Annotated in this window: 20 protein-coding genes; 16 read left to right on the top strand and 4 right to left on the bottom strand. The window is 70.8% G+C overall.

Annotation, left to right across the window (positions count from 1 at the left end):
• Positions 1 to 118 precede the first annotated feature (118 nt).
• Both RFN52_RS07145 and RFN52_RS07140 read right to left on the bottom strand, forming a co-directional pair.
• Positions 119 to 1,786, bottom strand: coding sequence for an AbeC-like domain-containing protein (locus tag RFN52_RS07145; RefSeq protein WP_184843891.1), 1,668 nt, complete (start codon positions 1,784 to 1,786; stop codon positions 119 to 121).
• 171 nt (positions 1,787 to 1,957) lie between these two features.
• A complete protein-coding gene (locus RFN52_RS07140) occupies positions 1,958 to 4,156 on the bottom strand; it encodes an elongation factor G-like protein EF-G2 (RefSeq protein ID WP_184843888.1) in 2,199 nt (732 codons plus the stop codon).
• Between the two features lie 218 nt (positions 4,157 to 4,374).
• Between RFN52_RS07140 and pgsA the strand changes: the two genes are divergently transcribed.
• The 15 genes from pgsA (at position 4,375) to relA (ending at position 19,909) form a co-directional block, all read left to right on the top strand.
• The gene (pgsA, locus tag RFN52_RS07135; protein WP_229856920.1) at positions 4,375 to 5,133 is read left to right on the top strand and encodes a phosphatidylinositol phosphate synthase; all 759 of its coding nucleotides are present in this window, start codon (positions 4,375 to 4,377) and stop codon (positions 5,131 to 5,133) included.
• Positions 5,130 to 6,038, top strand: coding sequence for a phosphatidylinositol mannoside acyltransferase (locus RFN52_RS07130; RefSeq protein ID WP_184843885.1), 909 nt, complete (start codon positions 5,130 to 5,132; stop codon positions 6,036 to 6,038). The genes pgsA and RFN52_RS07130 overlap by 4 nt, the downstream gene beginning before the upstream one ends.
• Positions 6,035 to 7,198 carry a glycosyltransferase family 4 protein gene (locus RFN52_RS07125; protein ID WP_184843882.1) on the top strand — a complete coding sequence of 388 codons (1,164 nt, stop codon included), beginning with the start codon at positions 6,035 to 6,037 and terminating at the stop codon, positions 7,196 to 7,198. Before RFN52_RS07130 ends, RFN52_RS07125 begins: the two co-directional genes overlap by 4 nt.
• A 311-nt stretch (positions 7,199 to 7,509) precedes the next feature.
• Positions 7,510 to 8,052 (top strand): LemA family protein, encoded by a 543-nt coding sequence (locus tag RFN52_RS07120; RefSeq protein WP_033309754.1) that lies wholly within the window; start codon positions 7,510 to 7,512, stop codon positions 8,050 to 8,052.
• Positions 8,053 to 8,187: 135 nt separating this feature from the next.
• Positions 8,188 to 9,093 (top strand): pyridoxal 5'-phosphate synthase lyase subunit PdxS, encoded by a 906-nt coding sequence (gene pdxS, locus RFN52_RS07115; protein ID WP_184843879.1) that lies wholly within the window; start codon positions 8,188 to 8,190, stop codon positions 9,091 to 9,093.
• Positions 9,094 to 9,106: 13 nt separating this feature from the next.
• Positions 9,107 to 9,715, top strand: coding sequence for a pyridoxal 5'-phosphate synthase glutaminase subunit PdxT (gene pdxT, locus RFN52_RS07110; RefSeq protein WP_184843877.1), 609 nt, complete (start codon positions 9,107 to 9,109; stop codon positions 9,713 to 9,715).
• Between the two features lie 48 nt (positions 9,716 to 9,763).
• Complete coding sequence (locus tag RFN52_RS07105; protein WP_184843874.1) at positions 9,764 to 10,516, top strand: YebC/PmpR family DNA-binding transcriptional regulator; 753 nt, start codon at positions 9,764 to 9,766, stop codon at positions 10,514 to 10,516.
• A gap of 199 nt (positions 10,517 to 10,715) precedes the next feature.
• Complete coding sequence (gene ruvC / locus RFN52_RS07100; RefSeq protein ID WP_175431467.1) at positions 10,716 to 11,255, top strand: crossover junction endodeoxyribonuclease RuvC; 540 nt, start codon at positions 10,716 to 10,718, stop codon at positions 11,253 to 11,255.
• Complete coding sequence (gene ruvA / locus RFN52_RS07095; protein WP_184843871.1) at positions 11,252 to 11,857, top strand: Holliday junction branch migration protein RuvA; 606 nt, start codon at positions 11,252 to 11,254, stop codon at positions 11,855 to 11,857. Before ruvC ends, ruvA begins: the two co-directional genes overlap by 4 nt.
• 45 nt (positions 11,858 to 11,902) lie before the next feature.
• Positions 11,903 to 12,973, top strand: a complete 1,071-nt coding sequence (gene ruvB, locus RFN52_RS07090) for a Holliday junction branch migration DNA helicase RuvB (protein ID WP_184843868.1) — start codon at positions 11,903 to 11,905, stop codon at positions 12,971 to 12,973.
• A 185-nt stretch (positions 12,974 to 13,158) separates the two neighbouring features.
• Entirely contained in the window at positions 13,159 to 13,650 is a 492-nt protein-coding gene (gene yajC, locus RFN52_RS07085) for a preprotein translocase subunit YajC (RefSeq protein WP_184843865.1), read from the top strand.
• A 132-nt stretch (positions 13,651 to 13,782) separates the two neighbouring features.
• Positions 13,783 to 15,543, top strand: a complete 1,761-nt coding sequence (secD, locus tag RFN52_RS07080; RefSeq protein ID WP_184843863.1) for a protein translocase subunit SecD — start codon at positions 13,783 to 13,785, stop codon at positions 15,541 to 15,543.
• Between the two features lies 1 nt (position 15,544).
• Positions 15,545 to 16,657, top strand: a complete 1,113-nt coding sequence (gene secF, locus RFN52_RS07075) for a protein translocase subunit SecF (protein WP_184843860.1) — start codon at positions 15,545 to 15,547, stop codon at positions 16,655 to 16,657.
• Positions 16,654 to 17,193 carry an adenine phosphoribosyltransferase gene (locus RFN52_RS07070; RefSeq protein ID WP_184843857.1) on the top strand — a complete coding sequence of 180 codons (540 nt, stop codon included), beginning with the start codon at positions 16,654 to 16,656 and terminating at the stop codon, positions 17,191 to 17,193. Before secF ends, RFN52_RS07070 begins: the two co-directional genes overlap by 4 nt.
• Before the next feature lie 193 nt (positions 17,194 to 17,386).
• Positions 17,387 to 19,909: a GTP pyrophosphokinase gene (gene relA / locus RFN52_RS07065; RefSeq protein WP_184843854.1), complete on the top strand. Its 2,523-nt coding sequence runs from the start codon at positions 17,387 to 17,389 to the stop codon at positions 19,907 to 19,909.
• A gap of 86 nt (positions 19,910 to 19,995) precedes the next feature.
• Here the strand turns inward: relA and RFN52_RS07060 are convergent, their stop codons facing one another.
• Complete coding sequence (locus RFN52_RS07060) at positions 19,996 to 21,225, bottom strand: DUF349 domain-containing protein (RefSeq protein ID WP_184843851.1); 1,230 nt, start codon at positions 21,223 to 21,225, stop codon at positions 19,996 to 19,998.
• 137 nt (positions 21,226 to 21,362) lie between these two features.
• Complete coding sequence (locus tag RFN52_RS07055) at positions 21,363 to 22,196, bottom strand: peptidylprolyl isomerase (RefSeq protein WP_184843848.1); 834 nt, start codon at positions 22,194 to 22,196, stop codon at positions 21,363 to 21,365.
• Between the two features lie 167 nt (positions 22,197 to 22,363).
• Between RFN52_RS07055 and RFN52_RS07050 the strand changes: the two genes are divergently transcribed.
• On the top strand, positions 22,364 to 23,071 hold the full coding sequence (locus tag RFN52_RS07050) for an MBL fold metallo-hydrolase (RefSeq protein WP_184843845.1): 708 nt from the start codon (positions 22,364 to 22,366) through the stop codon (positions 23,069 to 23,071).
• Position 23,072 lies beyond the last annotated feature (1 nt).

Below are 23,072 nucleotides of genomic sequence, written 5' to 3'. Positions count from 1 at the left end.
CCCAGCCCGTCCGGCGTTTGAGGACAAGGCCGTTCAGGCCGAAGGGGGCCCGGGGGCGAAGCCCCCAGGGACACCAGCCACCGCCGGCCCGCGGCTGATCGGCTCGACCGCCGGAGGCCTACGCGTCGTAGACGTCGGCCTTCTTCGGCGCCGCATCCTGAACCGCCCCGCTGAGCGCCGCCGACCTGGACCCGAACTTCTCCACGTCCACCCCGTTCTCCCGCAGCACCTTCAGTGCCGCCGCATGCACCACCCGCAGCACGGGCGTCGCCGCCCGCAGCGCGTCGTCGGCCATGAACCGGTGCCGCCACGGCTGGTCGGCCCACGCGTGCCGCAGACCGAACGGCTCCGGCAGCGTCAGGCTGCCGCCGAGCCACTTCAGCAGCGGCGGGTACCAGGTCAGCGGGGCGCGCGCGGCCAGCCGCACCACCTCGTCGGCGTCGATCAGCGGGAGCTTCACGGTGCGGGTCTCCCAGAACCGGAGGGCCTTCTGCACCGCCTTCTCCTTGGCCGCCGGCTTCTCGTTGAAGAGGGGGTTGACCGGCCCCAGGGCGTGCCCGGTGACCTCGATGCGCAGCGTGTCGTGCAGCACGGTCACCGTGATCAGCATCGTGATCACCAGATGCCCGTCCCACAGGGTCCACTGCACGCCCAGGTAGTGCCGGTCACCGCTGCCGAACTGCTGCTTGTTGCAGATGTCCTGTACGGCGTGCGTCCGGACCGTGTACGCGTCGACGTCCGTGCCGCTCGGCCGGGACACCTCCGTCGCCTTCTCGCCGATCGGCGAGACGATCCAGTGCGTGATGGACGGCTTGGGGAAGCCGCCGGTATTGATCGACGTGCGCTCCAGCATGCCGAGACCGCCCTGGATCGCCACGATGACGTCCCAGCTGCGGAACGGGTGGAAATCCTTGCCCGGCTCGGCGGAGACCAGCTCCTCGGCCAGCTGCCAGCTGCCCCAGCGTGTGCCCATGCCGAGTATGCCCTTGGGACCGGCGTAGAAGACCGAGTTGGACCGCTGCTCGGCGGCGAGGCGGGCCAGCTCCTTGCGGACCTGCTCGGCCGCGTCACCGGGGTTGCCGGGGACGGCCTCGGGGATCTTGGCGCCCACGCCACCGCCCGACAGCAGGCTCGACCAGCGCTCCCGCAGGTCGCGGGCGGTCCGCTCGCAGATCTGCTTGGCCCAGAACCAGCCGACCACCGGCATGATCACCGCCGCGCGTCCGTACAGGGCCCAGAATCCGGTGAACGGCATGCGGATCAGGAACAGCACGGCCAGCGCGCCCACGGCGACCAGGAGCGTCGTGGCGAGGGCGCCCGCGCGCTTGTCCTCGCGCTTGGCCATGGTGGTGCGCAGCGTGAACACCAGCAGCCACACGAGGAAGCCGGGCAGGAAGAGCACCCCGCAGATCACCGTGATCGCCGAGAGCCAGTTGTCGCGGTCGCGGCGGATGCGGTGGGCCGCCAGGCAGTGCTCCACGACGACTTGGGGCTCGATGCCGAAGGACTGGATGACCGGCTTGCGCCCGGCCCCCAGCATCCGGTCGATCACCGCGCGGGAGAAGGCCTCGCCGAACCGGGGGCGGAAGATCTTCGCCCACGGGCGCGGGGGAGTCACCTTGGACTGGTGCCACTCGTTGTCGGCGTTCAGGATCTTGGTGACCTCGTCGTCCCGGTACGCCGCCGCTGCCAGCGCATAGGTCGCCGCTGTCTGGCCGCTCGCACCCGCCAGGGGCACCTGGGCTCCCGGGCTGAAGTCGAATCCGTCCGTCACTGCCGCCCCCATCGCTGCCGCATCCGCATCTGCGGCCTTCCCGACTTCCGCGCTCCGCACACCTGTTGATCAGGTCATCAGCGTATCCGTCCCGACCGGCAGGCGGGGGCGGGCGGCCTGTCAAGCCGCCCGCCCCCGCGGAGGGGAGCCGTCAGGAGGGCACTTGGTGGCGCCCGGCGCCAACTACGAGGCCTTGCGCTCCCCTTCACGCACCCGGTCCGCTACCTGCTGCGGCATCGGTTCGTGGCGCGCGTACCGGCGGCTGAACCCCGCCGTGCCGTGCGCCATCGACCGCAGGTCGATCGCGTACCGGCCGATCTCGATCTCCGGCACCTCGGCCCGGATCAGGGTGCGCCCGCCCGGTGTCTGCTCGGTGCCGAGCACCCGGCCGCGCCGTCCCGACAGGTCACTCATCACGGCGCCCACGAAGTCGTCGCCGACCAGCACCGACACCTCGGCCACCGGCTCCAGCAGATGGATCCTCGCGTCGGCCGCGGCCTCCCGCAGCGCGAGCGCGCCGGCCGTCTGGAAGGCGGCGTCGGAGGAGTCCACCGAGTGCGCCTTGCCGTCCAGGAGGGTCACCCGTACGTCGATCAGCGGATACCCGGCCGCGACCCCCTTGGCCGCCTGGGCCCGTACGCCCTTCTCCACCGACGGGATGAACTGCCGGGGCACCGCGCCGCCCACGACCTTGTCGACGAACTCGATGCCGGACCCGCCGGGCAGCGGCTCGACCTCGATCTCGCAGATCGCGAACTGCCCGTGCCCGCCGGACTGCTTGACGTGCCTGCCGCGGCCGGCCGACTTGTCCGCGAACGTCTCGCGCAGGGACACCCGGTGGGGGACGACGTCGACCTGGACGCCGTACCGGCTGCGCAGCCGCTCCAGGGCGACGTCGGCGTGCGCCTCGCCCAGGCACCACAGGACCACCTGGTGGGTGTCCTGGTTCTGCTCCAGCCGCATCGTCGGGTCCTCGGCCACCAGCCGGGCCAGGCCCTGGGACAGCTTGTCCTCGTCGGGTTTGCTGTGCGCTTGGATGGCCAGCGGCAGCAGCGGGTCGGGCATCTGCCACGGCTCCATGAGCAGCGGGTCGTCCTTGGCGGACAGGGTGTCGCCGGTCTCGGCGCGGCCCAGCTTCGCCACGCAGGCCAGGTCGCCCGCGATGACGTGCGACACCGGGCGCTGCTGCTTGCCGAACGGCGTGGACAGGGCGCCGATCCGCTCGTCGACGTCGTGGTCCTCGTGCCCGCGGTCGGCCAGCCCGTGCCCGGAGACGTGGACCGTCTGGTCGGCGCGCAGGGTGCCGGAGAACAGGCGGATCAGCGACAGCCGGCCCACGTACGGGTCCGAGGAGGTCTTCACGACCTCCGCGACCAGCGGGGCGTCCGGGTCGCACGGCTTGAGCTCGCGCGGCTTGCCGTCGATGGTCGTCACCCGCACCGTCTCGTGCTCCAGCGGCGTCGGGAAGCCCCGCGTGATCAGCTCCAGCAGTTCCAGGGTGCCGATCCCCTGCCGGGCGCCCTCACCCGCCGGGGCGGCGGCCAGGACGGGGAAGAAGACCCCGCGCGCGACGGCCCGCTCCAGGTCCTCGATGAGCGTCCTGACGTCGACCGGCTCCCCGCCGAGGTAGCGGTCCATGAGGGTCTCGTCCTCGCTCTCCGCGATGATCCCCTCGATGAGCCGGTTGCGGGCCTCCTCGATCAGCGGCAGCTGGTCCTCGCCCGGCTCGGACTCCTTGCGCTCGCCGGTCGAGTAGTCGAACAGCTTCTGCGACAGCAGCCCGATCAGCCCGGTCACGGGCGCGTGCCCGTCGGGCGCCTGGGGGCCGTGCAGCGGCAGGTAGAGCGGCAGGACCGCGTCGGGGTCGTCCGCGCCGAAGGCCTCGGCGCAGCTGCGCGTCATCTCCTCGAAGTCGGAACGCGCCGACTCCAGGTGCGTGACGACGATGGCCCGGGGCATGCCCACGGCCGCGCACTCCTCCCACACCATGCGGGTCGAGCCGTCCACGCCGTCCGAGGCCGAGACGACGAAGAGGGCCGCGTCCGCCGCGCGCAGACCGGCCCTGAGCTCACCGACGAAGTCGGCGTATCCGGGGGTGTCGAGAAGGTTGACCTTGATGCCGTCCCACTCGACGGGCACCAGGGAGAGCTGTACCGAGCGCTGCTGCCGGTGCTCGATGTCGTCGTAGTCGGAGACGGTGCCGCCGTCCTCGACGCGGCCCGCCCGGTTCACCGCCCCCGCCGTGAGTGCGAGGGCTTCGACCAGCGTGGTCTTTCCCGATCCGGAGTGGCCGACCAGCACCACATTCCGTACGGACTGAGGGTGGTCGGCCGCTTGTGCCCTGCCGGCGGCCCCAGGGTGTGTCTGTGCCTTGTCGCCCATGATCCTGCCTCCCGTGCACGGTGAGGTCACTGTGGGCGCGGACACGCGGAATCCGCGTGCGGTGCGGCTCCGGCGACGCCCGCGGTCATTCGACCTTCCCACTCCCGTCACGGTGCGTCCATACGAACGACGTGATCCCACCGCCCACCAGCGGCCCGCGGGTTCCCCCGAAAGGGGTCAGGGTGCCCGCACCTCGCCCACGCGCGCGCGTGACTACGATGGGCCAGCCGGTGGCCAGCAGGGGCCAGACGGCGACACCGACCCTCGGGAAGGCCATGCTGAACAAGTACGCGCGTGCATTCTTCACGCGTGTCCTCACACCGTTCGCCGCGTTTCTGATCCGGCGGGGCGTCAGCCCCGACACGGTCACGCTCATCGGCACCGCCGGTGTGGTCGCGGGCGCGCTGGTCTTCTACCCCATGGGCGAGTTCTTCTGGGGCACGGTCGTGATCACGCTGTTCGTGTTCTCCGACCTCGTCGACGGCAACATGGCCCGTCAGCTCGGCCGCTCCAGCCGCTGGGGCGCCTTCCTGGACTCCACCCTCGACCGGGTCGCCGACGGCGCGATCTTCGGCGGCTTCATCCTGTGGTACGCCGGTGGTGGCGACGATCTCGTCCTGTGCGCCGTCTCGATCTTCTGCCTGGCCAGCGGCCAGGTGGTGTCGTACACCAAGGCCCGGGGCGAGTCGATCGGCCTGCCGGTCGCGGTCAACGGGCTCGTCGAGCGCGCCGAGCGCCTGGTGATCTCGCTGGTGGCGGCCGGGCTCGCGGGCCTGCACGCGTTCGGTGTGCCCGGCATCCAGTACCTGCTGCCCGTGGCCCTGTGGATCGTCGCCGTCGGCAGCCTCGTCACGCTGATCCAGCGGGTCGTCACGGTCCGCAGGGAGTCCGCGGAGGCCGAGGCGGCCGAGCAGGGCGAGCAGGATGATGGGGACGAGCAGCACAGCGCCTCCCACGGGAGCGAGGCGGCCACATGAGCACACAGGACCGGCTGACGGACGCGCTGTACGGCCTCGGCTGGGGCACGGTCAAGAAGCTCCCCGAGCCGGCCGCCGTACGCCTCGGCCGGACCATCGCCGATCTGGCCTGGAAGCAGCGCGGCAAGGGCGTCCAGCGCCTGGAGAGCAACTACGCGCGCGTGGTGCCGGACGCGAGCCCCGAGCGCCTGGCCGAACTGTCCCGCGCGGGCATGCGCTCCTACCTGCGCTACTGGATGGAGTCCTTCCGCCTCCCGGCCTGGAGCGAGGACCGGATCAAGGGCGGCTTCGAGGCCAAGGACCTGCACCACCTCACCGAGGGCCTGGCCGCTGGCAAGGGCGTCGTCCTCGCCCTGCCGCACCTCGCCAACTGGGACCTCGCCGGCGCCTGGGTCACCACGAAGCTCGGCATCCCCTTCACCACGGTCGCCGAGCGGCTGAAGCCCGAGACGCTCTACGACCGGTTCGTCGCCTATCGCGAGGGCCTCGGCATGGAGGTCCTGCCGCACAGCGGCGGCACCGCCTTCGGCACCCTGGCCCGGCGGCTGCGCGACGGCGGTCTGGTCTGCCTGGTCGCCGACCGCGACCTGTCCGCCTCGGGCGTCGAGGTGGACTTCTTCGGCGACACGGCCCGGATGCCGGCCGGACCGGCCCTGCTCGCCCAGCAGACCGGCGCCCTGCTGCTGCCGGTGACCCTCTGGTACGACGACTCGCCCGTGATGCGCGGCCGCCTCCACCCGCCGGTCGAGGTGCCCGGGTCGGGTACGCGCGCCGAGAAGACGTCCGTCATGACACAGGCGCTGGCCGACGCCTTCGCCACCGGGATCGCCGACCATCCGGAGGACTGGCACATGCTGCAGCGCCTGTGGCTCGCCGACCTCGATCCAGCGAAGGGATCCACGTGAGGATCGGCATCGTCTGCCCGTACTCCTGGGACGTACCGGGTGGCGTCCAGTTCCACATCCGGGACCTCGCCGAGTACTTCATCCGCCTCGGCCACGAGGTGTCCGTCCTGGCCCCGGCCGACGACGACACCCCGCTGCCGCCGTACGTCGTCTCGGCCGGGCGTGCGGTGCCGGTGCCGTACAACGGCTCGGTGGCCCGGCTGAACTTCGGCTTCCTGAGCGCCGCCCGGGTGCGCCGCTGGCTGCACGACGGCGCGTTCGACGTGATCCACATCCACGAGCCGACCTCCCCGTCGCTGGGCCTGCTGACCTGCTGGGCCGCCCAGGGACCGATCGTGGCGACGTTCCACACGTCCAACCCGCGCTCCCGCGCGATGATCGCCGCGTACTCGATCCTCCAGGCCGCCCTGGAGAAGATCAGCGCCCGGATCGCGGTGAGCGAGTACGCCCGCCGCACGCTGGTGGAGCACCTCGGCGGCGACGCGGTCGTGATCCCCAACGGCGTCGACGTCGACTTCTTCGCCGACGCCGAGCCCAAGGCCGAATGGCAGGGCGACACGATCGGCTTCATAGGGCGCATCGACGAGCCCCGCAAGGGACTCCCGGTGCTGATGAAGGCCCTGCCGAAGATCCTCGCCGCGCGTCCGCAGACCCGGCTCCTGGTCGCCGGGCGCGGCGACGAGAAGGAGGCCGTCGAGTCCCTGCCGACCGAGCTGCGCTCCCGCGTCGAGTTCCTCGGCATGGTCAGCGACGAGGACAAGGCCCGCTTCCTGCGCAGCGTCGACCTGTACGTCGCGCCCAACACCGGCGGCGAGAGCTTCGGCATCATCCTCGTCGAGGCCATGTCCGCGTCGGCCCCCGTCCTCGCCTCCGACCTGGACGCCTTCGCCCAGGTCCTGGACCGGGGAGCGGCCGGCGAGCTGTTCCCCAACGAGGACGCCGACGCCCTCGCCGACGCGGCCGTACGGCTCCTGGCCGACCCGGAACGGCTGGCGGAGTTGCGCGAGCGGGGGAGTGCCCATGTGCGGCGCTTCGACTGGTCGACCGTCGGCGCGGACATCCTGTCCGTCTACGAGACGGTCACGGCCGGAGCGGCGGCGGTCGCCGAGGACGAGCGGACGACCGGGCTGTGGGGGCGGCTGGGGTTCGCCCGGGACTGAGAGCGGGGACGGCGGGCCGGCCGGTTCCGGGGTGCGGGGCCGGCCGGGGCCTGGGCTGGTCGTTCCTGGGGGCTGGGCCGACGGCGCCCGGACTACCAGCCGGTTCTGGAGGGATGGCTCGACGGCGCCCGAACCAGCCGCTGGTGATGGTCGGGCCGGGGCCGGCCCGGGTCCGCCCGGGTCCGAGGGCAGGCCGGGCCGACGGGCTGCCCCCTGGCCCGGGCCGGACCGGCCGGAGTCGCCTGTCGCCGCCGGTCACCGGCGGGGCGGGGTGAACGGGGTGGCCGCGCGGGCCGCTAGCCTTGCCGCCCGTGACCACCACTCTCATCTGGATCGCCGTCGCCCTGGTCGCGATCGGGCTCTACCTGAGCTGGACCGCCGGCCGGCTCGACCGTCTCCACGCCCGGATCGACGCCGCCCGCGCGGCCCTGGACGCCCAGCTGCTGCGGCGTGCCTCGGTGGCGCAGGAACTGGCGACCTCCGGGGTCCTCGACCCGGCCGCCTCGATCGTGCTGTACGAGGCCGCGCACGCCGCCCGGCAGGCCGAGCAGGAGCAACGGGAGATCGCCGAGAGCGAACTGAGCCAGGCGCTGCGGGCCGTCTTCGGGGAGGCCCCGCAGGTGGAGGCGGTACGCGAGGCACCCGGGGGAGAGGAGGCGGCCCGGGAACTCACCGAGGCCGTCCGCAGGGTGCCGATGGCCCGCCGGTTCCACAACGACGCCGTACGGGCGGCCCGGGCCCTGCGACGGCACCGCAAGGTGCGCTGGTTCCGCCTGGCCGGTCACGCGCCCTTCCCGATGGCCTTCGAGATGGACGACGAGCCTCCGGCGGCCCTGGTGGACCGGGCCGCCTGACCCCGTTCACCTGTCGTTTTCCGGCCGTCCGTCGCAAAAGGATCCACGGCGTTCCCATTGGCCCTTGATGTGGCCTGGTTCTCTCACGTTTCCTCAGTGCTGCAGAAACCCCCTTTCCCATCAGCGAGGTCACCCGTGTCCATCTCCGAAAACCAGGCTCCCGAGACCGGTACCGCCCGGGTGAAGCGCGGCATGGCCGAGCAGCTCAAGGGCGGCGTCATCATGGACGTCGTCACGCCGGAGCAGGCCAAGATCGCTGAGGACGCGGGCGCCGTGGCCGTCATGGCCCTGGAGCGGGTCCCCGCCGACATCCGCAAGGACGGCGGCGTCGCCCGCATGTCCGACCCGGACATGATCGAGGGCATCATCGACGCCGTCTCGATCCCGGTCATGGCCAAGTCCCGCATCGGGCACTTCGTCGAGGCCCAGGTCCTGCAGTCCCTCGGCGTCGACTACATCGACGAGTCCGAGGTCCTCACCCCGGCCGACGAGGTCAACCACAGCGACAAGTTCGCCTTCACCACCCCCTTCGTCTGCGGCGCCACCAACCTGGGCGAGGCCCTGCGCCGCATCGCCGAGGGCGCCGCGATGATCCGCTCCAAGGGCGAGGCCGGCACCGGCAACGTCGTCGAGGCCGTCCGCCACCTGCGCCAGATCAAGAACGAGATCGCCAAGCTGCGCGGCTTCGACAACAACGAGCTGTACGCCGCCGCCAAGGACCTGCGCGCCCCGTACGAGCTGGTCAAGGAAGTCTCCGAGCTCGGCAAGCTCCCCGTGGTGCTGTTCTCCGCCGGCGGCGTGGCCACCCCGGCCGACGCGGCCCTGATGCGCCAGCTCGGCGCCGAGGGCGTCTTCGTCGGCTCCGGCATCTTCAAGTCCGGCGACCCGGCCAAGCGCGCCGCCGCCATCGTGAAGGCCACCACCTTCTACGACGACCCGAAGATCATCGCGGACGCCTCCCGCAACCTGGGCGAGGCCATGGTCGGCATCAACTGCGACACCCTCCCCGAGGCCGAGCGCTACGCCAACCGCGGCTGGTAAGGCACAGGAATCCATGAGCGACACCCCCGTCATAGGCGTCCTGGCCCTCCAGGGCGACGTACGGGAGCACCTCGTCGCCCTGGCCGCGGCCGATGCCGTGGCCAGGCCGGTGCGGCGCCCCGAAGAACTCGCCGAGGTCGACGGCCTCGTCATCCCCGGCGGCGAGTCCACCACCATCTCCAAGCTGGCCGTCCTGTTCGGCCTGATGGAGCCCCTGCGCGCACGCGTGCGGGCCGGCATGCCCGTCTACGGCACTTGCGCCGGCATGATCATGCTCGCCGACAAGATCCTCGACCCGCGCTCGGGCCAGGAGACCCTCGGCGGCATCGACATGATCGTGCGCCGCAACGCCTTCGGCCGGCAGAACGAGTCCTTCGAGGCCGCCGTCGCCATCCAGGGCATCGACGGCGACCCGGTGGAGGGCGTCTTCATCCGCGCCCCCTGGGTCGAGTCCGTCGGCGCCGCGGCCGAGGTGCTCGCCGAGCACGACGGCCACATCGTCGCGGTCCGTCAGGGCACCGCGCTGGCCACGTCCTTCCATCCGGAACTGACCGGCGACCACCGCGTCCACGCCCTGTTCGTCGACATGGTGCGGGCCAACCGGACAGCCGGATCCTTGTAGGATTCCTGCGTTCGTTGCTGAGATGGGTTACGCGAAGGAGACAGGCAGATGTCCGGCCACTCTAAATGGGCTACGACGAAGCACAAGAAGGCCGTGATCGACGCCAAGCGCGGCAAGCTCTTCGCGAAGCTGATCAAGAACATCGAGGTGGCTGCCCGGATGGGCGGCGTCGACATCGAGGGCAACCCCACTCTCTACGACGCCATCCAGAAGGCGAAGAAGCAGTCCGTCCCGAACAAGAACATCGACTCCGCGGTCAAGCGCGGCGGCGGCCTCGAGGCCGGCGGCGCCGACTACGAGACGATCATGTACGAGGGCTACGGCCCCAACGGTGTCGCGGTGCTCATCGAGTGCCTCACCGACAACCGCAACCGCGCCGCCTCCGACGTGCGTGTCGCCATGACCCGCAACGGCGGCTCGATGGCCGACCCGGGTTCGGTGTCGTACATGTTCAGCCGCAAGGGCGTCGTCATCGTCCCCAAGGGTGAGCTGACCGAGGACGACGTCCTCACGGCCGTTCTGGACGCGGGCGCGGAGGAGGTCAACGACCTCGGCGAGTCCTACGAGGTCATCAGCGAGGCCACCGACCTGGTCGCGGTCCGCACCGCCCTCCAGGACGCCGGCATCGACTACGACTCCGCCGACTCCAGCTTCGTGCCGTCCGTCCAGGTCGAGCTGGACGAAGAGGGCGCCAAGAAGATCTTCAAGCTGATCGACGCGCTGGAGGACAGCGACGACGTGCAGAACGTCTTCGCCAACTTCGACGTGAGCGACGAGGTCATGGAGAAGGTCGACGCGTAACGCGCCGCGAATGCCGCGATCTCGGCGGGCCGGGGGACACACGTCTTCCGGCCCGCTGTCGTTGTCGGTGGCAGCCGATAGCCTGGCGTAGCCAAAGATCACCGTCCACGGACCGCGACCGTCAATTGAGGAACCACGACGGTGCTCAGCCAGGTCCGCGAGAGCGGCGGCGGTTTAGCCGCCAAAAGGGGAGGGGCGCGTGCGCGTACTGGGGGTGGACCCGGGGCTGACCCGGTGTGGTGTCGGCGTCGTCGAGGGCGTCGCCGGACGGCCGCTCACGATGATCGGCGTCGGAGTCGTCCGCACGCCCGCGGACGCCGACCTCGGCCACCGCCTCGTCGCCGTCGAGCAGGGCATCGAGCAGTGGCTCGACGAGCACCGGCCCGAGTTCGTCGCCGTCGAGCGTGTCTTCAGCCAGCACAACGTCCGTACGGTGATGGGCACGGCCCAGGCCAGCGCCGTCGCCATGCTCTGCGCCGCCCGCCGCGGCATCCCCGTCGCGCTGCACACCCCGAGCGAGGTCAAGGCAGCCGTCACCGGCAGCGGCCGCGCCGACAAGGCACAGGTGGGCGCCATGGTCACCCGCCTGCTCCGGCTCAGCGCCCCGCCCAAGCCCGCCGACGCGGCCGACGCCCTCGCCCTCGCCATCTGCCACATCTGGCGCGCCCCCGCGCAGAACCGACTCCAGCAGGCCGTCGCCCTGCACACCGCCAAAGCACCGAAAGGCCGGACGGCATGATCGCCTTCGTCAGCGGCACAGTGGCCGCACTCGCTCCCGACGCCGCGGTCGTCGAGGTCGGCGGTGTCGGCATGGCCGTCCAGTGCACGCCGAACACGCTCTCCACGCTCCGCATGGGCCGGCCGGCCAAGCTGCACACCTCCCTGGTCGTCCGCGAGGACTCCCTCACCCTGTACGGCTTCGCGGACGACGACGAGCGGCAGGTCTTCGAGCTGCTCCAGACGGCCAGCGGCGTCGGCCCCCGCCTCGCCCAGGCCATGCTCGCCGTGCACAGCCCGGACGCCCTGCGCCGGGCCGTCGCCACCGCAGACGAGAAGGCCCTCACCGCCGTCCCCGGCATCGGCAAGAAGGGCGCGCAGAAACTGCTCCTGGAGCTGAAGGACCGGCTCGGCGCGCCGGTCGGTGCACCCGCCGTCGGCGCACCGGTCAGCAGCGGCTGGCGTGATCAGCTGCACGCGGCCCTGATCGGCCTCGGGTACGCGACCCGGGAGGCCGACGAAGCCGTGACCGCCGTGACCCCGCAGGCCGAGGCCGCCGAGGGCACACCCCAGGTGGGGCAGCTGCTGAAGGCGGCCCTGCAGACGCTGAACCGCGCCCGCTAGACCGAGCCGTCCGCACCCCCGTACCGAGATTCCGAGGCACACTCCATGAACTGGGACGACACCACCGACGCCGACGCCGCCGAGCGGCTGGTGGACTCCGTCGCCGACCGTGAGGACCAGGCCGTCGAGGCCGCCCTGCGCCCCAAGGACCTGGACGAGTTCATCGGCCAGGAGAAGGTCCGCGAGCAGCTCGACCTCGTACTGCGCGCCGCACGCGCGCGTGGCGCGACAGCCGACCACGTGCTGCTCTCCGGCGCCCCCGGCCTCGGCAAGACCACCCTGTCGATGATCATCGCGGCCGAGATGGGCGCCCCCATCCGCATCACTTCGGGCCCCGCCATCCAGCACGCCGGCGACCTCGCCGCGATCCTCTCCTCCCTCCAGGAGGGCGAGGTCCTCTTCCTCGACGAGATCCACCGCATGTCCCGGCCCGCCGAGGAGATGCTGTACATGGCGATGGAGGACTTCCGCGTCGACGTCATCGTCGGCAAGGGCCCCGGCGCCACGGCCATCCCCCTGGAGCTGCCCCCCTTCACCCTGGTCGGAGCCACCACCCGGGCCGGCCTGCTGCCGCCACCGCTGCGCGACCGCTTCGGCTTCACCGCGCACATGGAGTTCTACGAGCCGGCCGAACTGGAGCGGGTCATCCACCGCTCGGCCGACCTCCTCGAAGTCGAGATCGAGCCGGAGGGCGCCGCCGAGATCGCCGGACGCTCCCGCGGCACGCCCCGCATCGCCAACCGCCTGCTGCGCCGCGTCCGCGACTACGCGCAGGTCAAGGCCGACGGCCTGATCACCAGGGACATCGCCGCGGCGGCCCTCGCCGTGTACGAGGTGGACGCGCGCGGTCTCGACCGCCTCGATAGGGGTGTGCTGGAAGCCCTGCTCAAGCTGTTCGGCGGCGGTCCGGTCGGCCTGTCCACACTCGCTGTCGCGGTCGGGGAGGAACGTGAGACCGTGGAGGAGGTCGCCGAACCCTTCCTCGTCCGGGAGGGTCTGCTGGCCCGGACCCCCCGCGGCCGGGTCGCGACGCCCGCCGCATGGGCGCATCTCGGCCTCACCCCGCCACGGTCCCAGACCGCCGGAAACGGACAACAGGACCTGTTCGGGGCGTGACGGCGCCGTCACGGCTCCGGGGCGTCGAGGTCAGTGGCCGGAGCAGGAACCCCGGTGCCATGCTGAGCGTTGTTCCATGCGCGCGGACTCGCTTAGACTCCGCCGATGCCGCCTTTGTCGGCGGCGTACACACCCCCAACCATCTGGCCGCTCACAGCGCGGTCGTGTGAAGGAAGTACCGACCCGTGAGTCTCCTGACCCTCCTCCCGTTCATCGTGCTCATCGGGGCCATGTTCCTGATGACCCGGTCGGCCAAGAAGAAGCAGCAGCAGGCCGCCGACATGCGGAACCAGATGCAGCCCGGCAGCGGTGTCCGCACCATCGGGGGCATGTACGCCACGGTCAAGGAAGTGAACGAGGACACCGTCCTCGTCGACGCCGGTCCCGGCGTCGACCTCCTCTTCGCCAAGAACGCCATCGGTGCCGTCCTCACCGACGACGAGTACAACCGCATCGTCCACGGCATCGAGCACGACCTGAAGTCCGACGCCGACATCGTCCCGGACGACGCCTCCTCCCTCACCGAGACCGACGACTCCGCCTCCGACGCCCCCGCTGACGACAAGGCCGTCGACCTCGGCAAGAAGGACGCGGCCGGGGAACCGGCCGACGAGGCGGCCGAGGCCAAGCCGGACGCAGAGCCGAAGAAGACCGACGGCGACTCCGAGGCGAAGTAGTCGTGTCCCGGGGTGCGCGGGTCCTGCCCGCGCGCCCCGGGACACGCCCAGCTCGCACGGAGTCCCGACACCATGTCATGGCCGCCCGTCCGCCGATCCGGAGCGAGGTGGCCCGAGAGGGAGTACGAGAAGGTGGCCACACCTAAAAAGGGCAGGAACGCGAGCGCCCAGAGCAAGCCGGGGCGCTCGCTGGCCCTGATCCTGATCGCCATCGCGGCGCTCACCGGTGGGATGTTCGCCTCGGGGCACACGAAGCCCCGTCTCGGCATCGACCTTGCCGGCGGTACGAGCATCACGCTCCGCGCGGTCCCCGAGGCCGGCAACGAGGCGGCGATCAACAAGACCAACATGGACACCGCCGTCTCCATCATGGAGCGCCGTGTCAATGGTCTGGGCGTCTCCGAGTCCGAGGTCCAGACGCAGGGCCGGGAAAACATCATCGTCAACATTCCCAAGGGCACCAACTCGGAGCAGGCCCGCAAGCAGGTCGGCACCACCGCCAAGCTCTACTTCCGCCCGGTCATCGCCACCGAGATCGCCGGCGGCAAGGGCACGGCCAGCCCCTCCCCGAGCCCCACCGGCAGCCCCACGGACAAGCCGTCCGGCAAGGCCACCGACAAGCCCGAGGCCACCGACAAGGGCTCCGCGTCCCCCTCCGCCTCTGCCAGCACGCAGGGCCGTGCGGTCACGGACGCGCTGAAGGCCGACGCGACGCCCTCCGCGAGCGCCTCCGACAAGGGCGACAAGGCCGGCCCCTCCCCGTCGGGCAGCGGCGGCACCGCCGAGGGCGACGCGAACGCGCTGCAGGCCAAGTACGCCAAGCTCGACTGCACCGACGAGAAGACCCGCTCCAGCGTGGGTGACGGCGTCAAGGCCTCCGAGCCGACGCTGGCGTGCGGCAAGAACGCGCAGGGCCAGTGGCAGAAGTACATCCTCGGCCCCGCCGAGGTCGACGGCACGGACGTCGACAAGGCCCAGGCCGTCCTGAACACCCAGACCGGTGCCGGCTGGACCGTCACGATGGACTTCACGGACGCCGGAGCCAAAAAGTTCGCGAACATCACCGGCAAGCTGGCGCAGAACCAGTCCCCGCAGAACCAGTTCGCGATCGTCCTGGACGGCGAGGTCGTCTCCGACCCGTACGTCCGGCAGGCCCTGACCGGCGGCAACGCCGAGATCTCCGGCAACTTCAACCAGCAGTCCGCCCAGGAACTGTCCAACATGCTGTCGTACGGTGCGCTGCCGCTCACCTTCAAGGTGGACAGCATGACGACCGTGACCGCAGCGCTGGGCGGTGACCAGCTGCAGGCCGGTCTGATCGCCGGTGCGATCGGGCTCGCGCTGGTGGTCATCTACCTGCTGGCCTACTACCGCGGCCTGTCGTTCATCGCGATCCTCTCGCTGCTGGTCTCCGCCGCCCTCACCTACACGCTCATGGCCCTGCTCGGCCCGGCCATCGGCTTCGCGCTGAACCTGCCGGCCGTGTGCGGCGCCATCGTCGCCATCGGCATCACGGCGGACTCGTTCATCGTGTACTTCGAACGCGTCCGCGACGAGATCCGCGAGGGCCGTTCGCTGCGCCCCGCCGTCGAGCGGGCCTGGCCGCGCGCCCGGCGGACCATCCTGGTCTCCGACTTCGTGTCGTTCCTGGCCGCCGCGGTGCTCTTCCTCGTCACGGTCGGCAAGGTCCAGGGCTTCGCGTTCACGCTCGGCCTGACCACCCTGCTCGACGTGGTCGTCGTGTTCCTCTTCACCAAGCCGCTGCTCACCCTGATGGCCCGTCGCCCGTTCTTCGCGAACGGCCACAAGTGGTCCGGCCTCGACCCGAAGAGCCTGGGCGCCCAGCCGCCGCTGCGCCGTACCCGCCGCCCCGTCGACCCGAAGGAGGCCTGAGATGTCGAAACTCGGCACCCTCGGCGCCCGACTGCACCGTGGCGAGATCGGCTACGACTTCGTCAAGAACCGCAAGATCTGGTACGGCCTCTCCATCCTGATCACCATCCTGGCCATCGCCGGCCTGGCGGTCCGCGGGCTGAACATGGGCATCGAGTTCCAGGGCGGCGCCGTCTTCAACACCCCGAAGAACACCACCGCCTCGGTGTCCCAGGCGGAGGAGTACGCGGAAGCGGCCTCCGGCCACGACGCGATCGTCCAGAAGCTCGGCGACGGCAGCCTGCGCATCCAGGTCGCCGGCATCGACACCAGCGCGGCCAACGAGATCAAGAGCACGCTCGCCGACGACCTCAAGATCGACTCGGAGCAGATCAACGCCGAGCTGGTCGGCCCCAGCTGGGGTGAGCAGATCGCCAACAAGGCGTGGCAGGGCCTCGGCATCTTCCTGGTGCTCGTGGTGATCTACCTGGCGATCGCCTTCGAATGGCGCATGGCGGTCGCCGCGTTCGTCGCGCTGATCCACGACATCACCATCACGGTCGGCATCTACGCCCTCGTCGGCTTCGAGGTCACACCGGGCACGGTCATCGGTCTGCTGACCATCCTCGGCTACTCGCTCTACGACACGGTCGTGGTGTTCGACAGCCTCAAGGAACAGACGAAGGACCTCACCAAACAGACCCGCTGGACCTACAGCGACGTCGCCAACCGCTCGATCAACAGCACCCTGGTCCGCTCCATCAACACCACGGTCGTCGCGCTGCTGCCGGTCGCGGGCCTGCTGTTCATCGGTGGCGGCGTCCTCGGCGCCGGCATGCTGAACGACATCTCGCTGTCGCTGTTCGTCGGTCTCGCCGCCGGTGCGTACTCCTCGATCTTCATCGCCACGCCGCTCGTCGCCGACCTCAAGGAGCGCGAGCCGGCGATGAAGGCCCTGAAGAAGCGCGTCCTGGCCAAGCGGGCCCAGACCGCCGCCCAGGGAGGGGCCGAGGCCCACGACGAGGAGACGTACGCCGACGAGCCCGAGGACGCCGCACCCGCGGTGGTCGGGCCGCGCAACCAGCCCGCCTCGCGCACACGGGGCCGCGGCCGTCCCTCGGGGAAGCGCCGATGACCGAGATCAGGGAGCTGCTGCTCCGCCGCATCCGTGACGTGGCCGACTACCCGGAGCCGGGCGTGATGTTCAAGGACATCACCCCGCTCCTGGCGGACCCGGCGGCGTTCACCGCCCTGACCGACGCACTCGCCGAGATCGCCGAGCGCACCGGCGCCACGAAGGTCGTCGGCCTGGAGGCCCGCGGCTTCATCCTCGGCGCCCCGGTCGCCGTCCGCGCGGGGCTCGGCTTCATCCCCGTGCGCAAGGCGGGCAAGCTCCCCGGAGCGACCCTCGCCCAGGCCTACGACCTGGAGTACGGCTCGGCGGAGATCGAGGTGCACGCCGAGGACCTCACCGCCGGGGACCGCGTCCTGATCGTCGACGACGTCCTGGCCACGGGCGGTACCGCCGAGGCCTCGGTCCAGCTCATCCGCCGGGCCGGCGCCGAGGTCGCCGGCCTCGCCGTCCTCATGGAACTCGGATTCCTGAGCGGCCGCGTCCGCTTGGAGCCGTCCCTGAACGGCGCCCCGCTGGAGGCCCTGCTCACGGTGTAGCAGCCGAGCAGCGGGCCGGTGGGCACCGGCACGACACCGCGCAGGCGGGTACCGGACGATCCGGTGCCCGCCTCGTGCGTTTCCCGGGTAGACGGTCCTCACATTGGCCTGAAGGCGATCCCGGGGCCCGGGATCGCTACCATGGGGGTCCGGAGCCTGACCGGGGGAACCGGATCGCGCACGAGGAGCCCTCTTGCCAGACGAGGCCCAGCACCTGACCGCCGCCAAGCCCGAGTCCGCCTCGGCAGCCGCGGCCAAGCCCGCGCCGAACGCGCCCCACGCGAAGAACGACACCCGCGGGCCGGTCGAGCATGCCCAGGCGGCGCCGGTCGACAAACCCGCCGAGCAGGCGCGGCCCAAGCCCACCCCGCCGCCCGCGGTACGTCAGGCCGCCGGACAGCCGGCCCGCTCCGGCTCCTCCAACCGCGTCCGCGCCCGTCTGGCCCGGCTCGGCGTGCAGCGCGCGAACCCGTACAACCCGGTGCTGGAGCCGCTGCTGCGGATAGTGCGCAGCAACGACCCGAAGATCGAGACGGCCACGCTCCGCCAGATCGAGCGCGCCTACCAGGTCGCCGAGCGCTGGCACCGCGGCCAGAAGCGTAAGAGCGGCGACCCGTACATCACGCACCCCCTCGCCGTGACGACCATCCTCGCCGAGCTGGGCATGGATCCGGCCACGCTGATGGCCGGCCTGCTGCACGACACGGTCGAGGACACCGAGTACGGCCTGGACGACCTGCGCCGCGACTTCGGCGACGTCGTCACCCTGCTCGTCGACGGCGTCACCAAGCTGGACAAGGTCAAGTTCGGCGAGGCCGCGCAGGCCGAGACGGTGCGCAAGATGGTCGTCGCCATGGCCAAGGACCCGCGCGTCCTGGTCATCAAGCTCGCCGACCGCCTGCACAACATGCGCACCATGCGCTACCTCAAGCGCGAGAAGCAGGAGAAGAAGGCGCGCGAGACCCTGGAGATCTACGCGCCGCTCGCCCACCGCCTGGGCATGAACACCATCAAGTGGGAGCTGGAGGACCTCGCCTTCGCGATCCTCTACCCCAAGATGTACGACGAGATCGTACGGCTGGTGGCCGAGCGGGCACCGAAGCGTGACGAGTACCTGGCCATCGTCACCGACGAGGTCCAGCAGGACCTGCGCGCGGCCCGCATCAAGGCGACCGTCACCGGCCGCCCGAAGCACTACTACAGCGTCTACCAGAAGATGATCGTCCGCGGCCGGGACTTCGCGGAGATCTACGACCTGGTGGGCATCCGCGTCCTCGTGGACACCGTCCGCGACTGCTACGCGGCCCTCGGCACCGTGCACGCGCGATGGAACCCGGTCCCCGGCCGGTTCAAGGACTACATCGCGATGCCCAAGTTCAACATGTACCAGTCGCTGCACACGACGGTCATCGGCCCCGGCGGCAAGCCGGTCGAGCTGCAGATCCGCACGTTCGACATGCACCGCCGCGCCGAGTACGGCATCGCCGCGCACTGGAAGTACAAGCAGGAGGCCGTCGCGGGCGCCTCCAAGGTGCGCAGCGACGCCCCCAAGTCGTCCGGCAAGGGCAAGGACGACCACCTCAACGACATGGCCTGGCTGCGGCAGCTGCTGGACTGGCAGAAGGAGACGGAGGACCCGGGCGAGTTCCTGGAGTCCCTGCGGTTCGACCTGTCCCGCAACGAGGTCTTCGTCTTCACCCCCAAGGGCGACGTCATAGCGCTCCCCGCCGGTGCCACCCCGGTGGACTTCGCCTACGCGGTGCACACCGAGGTCGGGCACCGCACGATCGGCGCCCGCGTCAACGGCCGGCTGGTCCCGCTGGAGTCCACCCTCGACAACGGCGACCTGGTGGAGGTCTTCACCTCCAAGGCGGCCGGCGCCGGCCCCTCCCGCGACTGGCTCGGTTTCGTCAAGTCACCGCGCGCCCGCAACAAGATCCGGGCCTGGTTCTCCAAGGAACGCCGCGACGAGGCGATCGAGCAGGGCAAGGACGCCATCGTCCGCGCGATGCGCAAGCAGAACCTGCCGATCCAGCGCATCCTGACCGGCGACTCCCTGGTGACCCTCGCGCACGAGATGCGCTACGCCGACATCTCCGCGCTGTACGCGGCGATCGGCGAGGGCCATGTCTCGGCACAGAACATCGTGCAGAAGCTGGTCCAGGCCCTCGGTGGCGAGGAGGCCGCCACCGAGGAGATCGACGAGTCGGTCCCGCCGGCCCGCGGCCGCAGCCGCAAGCGCCGTACCAGCGCGGACCCGGGCGTCGTGGTCAAGGGCGTCGACGACGTGTGGGTCAAGCTGGCCCGTTGTTGCACGCCCGTCCCGGGCGACCCCATCATCGGCTTCGTCACCCGCGGCAGCGGCGTATCGGTTCACCGCAGCGACTGCGTGAACGTGGACTCGCTGTCCCGTGAGCCGGAGCGCATCCTCGACGTCGAGTGGGCGCCCACGCAGTCCTCGGTCTTCCTGGTCGCCATCCAGGTCGAGGCCCTGGACCGCTCCCGGCTCCTCTCGGACGTCACCCGCGTGCTGTCCGACCAGCACGTCAACATCCTCTCCGCGGCCGTCCAGACCTCCCGCGACCGCGTCGCCACCTCCCGCTTCACGTTCGAGATGGGCGACCCGAAGCACCTCGGGCACGTGCTCAAGGCGGTCCGCGGCGTGGAGGGCGTCTACGACGTGTACCGGGTGACGTCGGCGCGCAGCAGGTCGTAGCCGCTCGTCAGCGGTCGTCACCTCCGACCACACGAAAGGGGCTCCCGTACACCGTGTACGGGAGCCCCTTTACGATCGACCGCTGCTCAGCCGCCGAACTCCTGCAGACCCTTCAGCGCCTGGTCCAGCAGCGCCTGCCGGCCGTCCAGCTCACGCTGGAGTTTGTCGGCCTTGGCGTTGTTGCCCTGCGCGCGGGCCTGCTCGATCTGGCCCCGCAGCTTGTCCACGGCGGCCTGGAGCTGGCCGGTCAGCCCCTCGGCACGGGCGCGTGCCTCGGGGTTCGTCCGGCGCCACTCGGCCTCCTCGGCCTCCTGGATCGCCCGCTCGACCGCGTGCATCCGGCCCTCGACCTTCGGCCGGGAGTCGCGCGGCACGTGGCCGATGGCCTCCCAGCGCTCGTTCACGTGCCGGAACGCGGCCCGGGCCGCCTTGAGGTCCGTGATCGGCAGGAGCTTCTCGGCCTCCTCGGCCAGCTCCTCCTTGAGCTTGAGGTTCTCCGACTGCTCGGCGTCCCGCTCGGCGAAGACCGAGCTGCGGGCCGCGAAGAACACGTCCTGGGCGCCGCGGAAGCGGTTCCACAGGTCGTCCTCGTGCTCGCGCTGGGCGCGGCCCGCGGCCTTCCACTCGGACATCAGCTCGCGGTAGCGCGCCGCCGTCACGCCCCAGTCCGTCGAGTTCGACAGCGCCTCGGCCTCGGAGACCAGCCGCTCCTTGGTCTTGCGGGCCTCCTCGCGCTGAGCGTCCAGCTGCGCGAAGTGCTGCTTGCGCCGCTTGGAGAACGCCGACCGCGCGTGCGAGAACCGGTGCCACAGCTCGTCGTCGGACTTGCGGTCCAGGCGCGGCAGACCCTTCCAGGTGTCCACCAGCGCCCGCAGCCGCTCACCGGCCGCCCGCCACTGGTCGGACTGCGACAGCTCCTCCGCCTCGGCGACCAGAGCCTCCTTCGACCTGCGCGCCTCGTCGGACTGCTTCGCCCGCTGCGCCTTGCGCTCCTCGCGGCGCGCCTCCACCAGCTCCACGAGCTTGTCCAGCCGGACCCGCAGGGCGTCCAGGTCGCCCACCACGTGGTGCGCGTCGACCTGCTCCCGGATGTGGTCGATGGCGGCCTGGGCGTCCTTGGCCGACAGGTCGGTGGTCTTCACTCGCTTCTCGAGGAGGCCGATCTCGACAACCAGGCCCTCGTACTTGCGCTCGAAATAGGCCAGCGCCTCCTCGGGGGAGCCTGCCTGCCAGGAACCGACGACCTGCTCGCCCTCGGCCGTACGCACGTACACGGTCCCCGTCTCGTCGACGCGGCCCCACGGGTCGCTGCTCACAGCGCCTCCTCCACATGATGCCTGCGAGGGGCCTGAAGCTCCCCCGGGCATCGTCCACAGTTTCGTCACGGCCAACATAGGCGACCGGCGGGGGGCCTGTCCGCATCCCGCGCGACCGAAATTTCGCAGTTGAGGGGTCAGGATTTCGTGATCGTGGCCTTGTTGATCACGACCGTCGCGTTGGGCGCCGTATTGCCCGTCTGAGGGTCCGGTGCCTGCGCCCCGGCCTTGGCGATCTTCTGCAGAACCTTCATGCCCGCCTCGGACACCGTACCGAACGGTGTGTAGTCGGGCGGCAGCTGACTGTCCTGGTAGACGAGGAAGAACTGGCTCCCGCCGCTGTTGCGGCCCTGCTTCGTCTGGGCGTTGTACTGGTTCGCCATCGCGACCGTGCCCGCCGGGTACACCCCGCCCTTGAGGCTCTTGTCCTTGAGGTTCTCGTCCGGGATGGTGTAGCCCGGCCCGCCCATGCCGGTGCCCTTCGGGTCACCGCACTGCAGGACGTAGATGTTTTGGCTGGTGAGCCGGTGGCACTTGCTGTGGTCCAGGTAGCCCTTGCCGAGAAGGAAGGTGAACGAGTTCACCGTGTGCGGCGCCGCCGACGCCTTCAGCGCGACGTCTATCTCGCCGCAGGTTGTGTCCAGCTTCATCGTGTACTTCGCCGACTCGTCGATGGTCATCGCCGGTTCCTTCTTCCAGGTCTCCGACTTGACCTTGCCCGGAGCCGGCTTCTCGCACGGGTCCGGGGCCTTGCTCGGTGTGACGTCCGCGTTCGCGTTCTCCGTCTTGCCGTCGTCCTCGAACGGCTTGGTCAGGAAGACCGTCACCGAGAGCACCACGATCACGCCGAGAGCCGAGGCGATCACGGAGTTGCGGATACGGGCCTTGCGTCGCGCGTCAGTGCGTCGCTGCTGCTGCCGCAAGAACTTCTCCCGGGCGAGCTGACGCCGCCGCTGTTCCTGGCTGACCACCGGGTTCTCTCCTCATGGGTCTCGAACGTCGACCGGTACGCGTGCGTCCTGTGTGCCGACCGCCTGCGTGTGCCCCGTACCGTATATGGGTTCGCTGAGGAATCGGCAGCGCCGGTAGGCTCTGTGAGCAGCCGTAGCCGCCCGTATCGACACAACGAAGGACGATCGTGCTCATTGCCGGGTTCCCCGCCGGGGCCTGGGGGACGAACTGCTACCTCGTCGCCCCCGCCGCCGGTGAGGAGTGCGTGATCATCGACCCCGGCCATCAGGCCGCCGACGGCGTCGCGGAAGCGGTCAGGAAGCATCGGCTCAAGCCCGTCGCCGTCGTCCTCACCCACGGCCACATCGACCACGTGGCCTCGGTCGTCCCGGTGTGCGGCGCACACGACGTGCCGGCCTGGATCCACCCCGACGACCGGTACATGATGAGCGACCCCGAGAAGGGGATCGGCCGTTCCATCGGCATGCCGCTGCTGGGCGAGCTGACCGTGGGGGAGCCCGACGACGTCAAGGAGCTGGCCGACGGGGCGAGGCTGGAGCTGGCGGGCCTGGAGCTGTCCGTCGCGCACGCACCCGGCCATACCAAGGGGTCGGTGACCTTCGGCATGCCCGAGGCGGCGGACATCCCGCCGATCCTCTTCTCGGGCGACCTGCTGTTCGCCGGCTCCATCGGACGCACCGACCTGCCCGGCGGTGACATGGCCGAGATGCTCGACTCGCTGGCCCGCGTGTGCCTGCCGCTCGACGACTCGACCGTGGTGCTGTCCGGCCACGGCCCCCAGACGACCATCGGCCAGGAGCGTTCCACCAACCCGTATCTGCGGCAGGTGGCCGCCGGCCAGGGACCCGCTCGGGCTCCCCGACGAGGAATGTGAC

This window comes from Streptomyces collinus, assembly GCF_031348265.1.
Lineage (GTDB): Bacteria > Actinomycetota > Actinomycetes > Streptomycetales > Streptomycetaceae > Streptomyces > Streptomyces collinus.
Note: the sequence above shows the minus strand (reverse complement) of the source record. Positions and strands in the feature narration are given on the sequence as shown.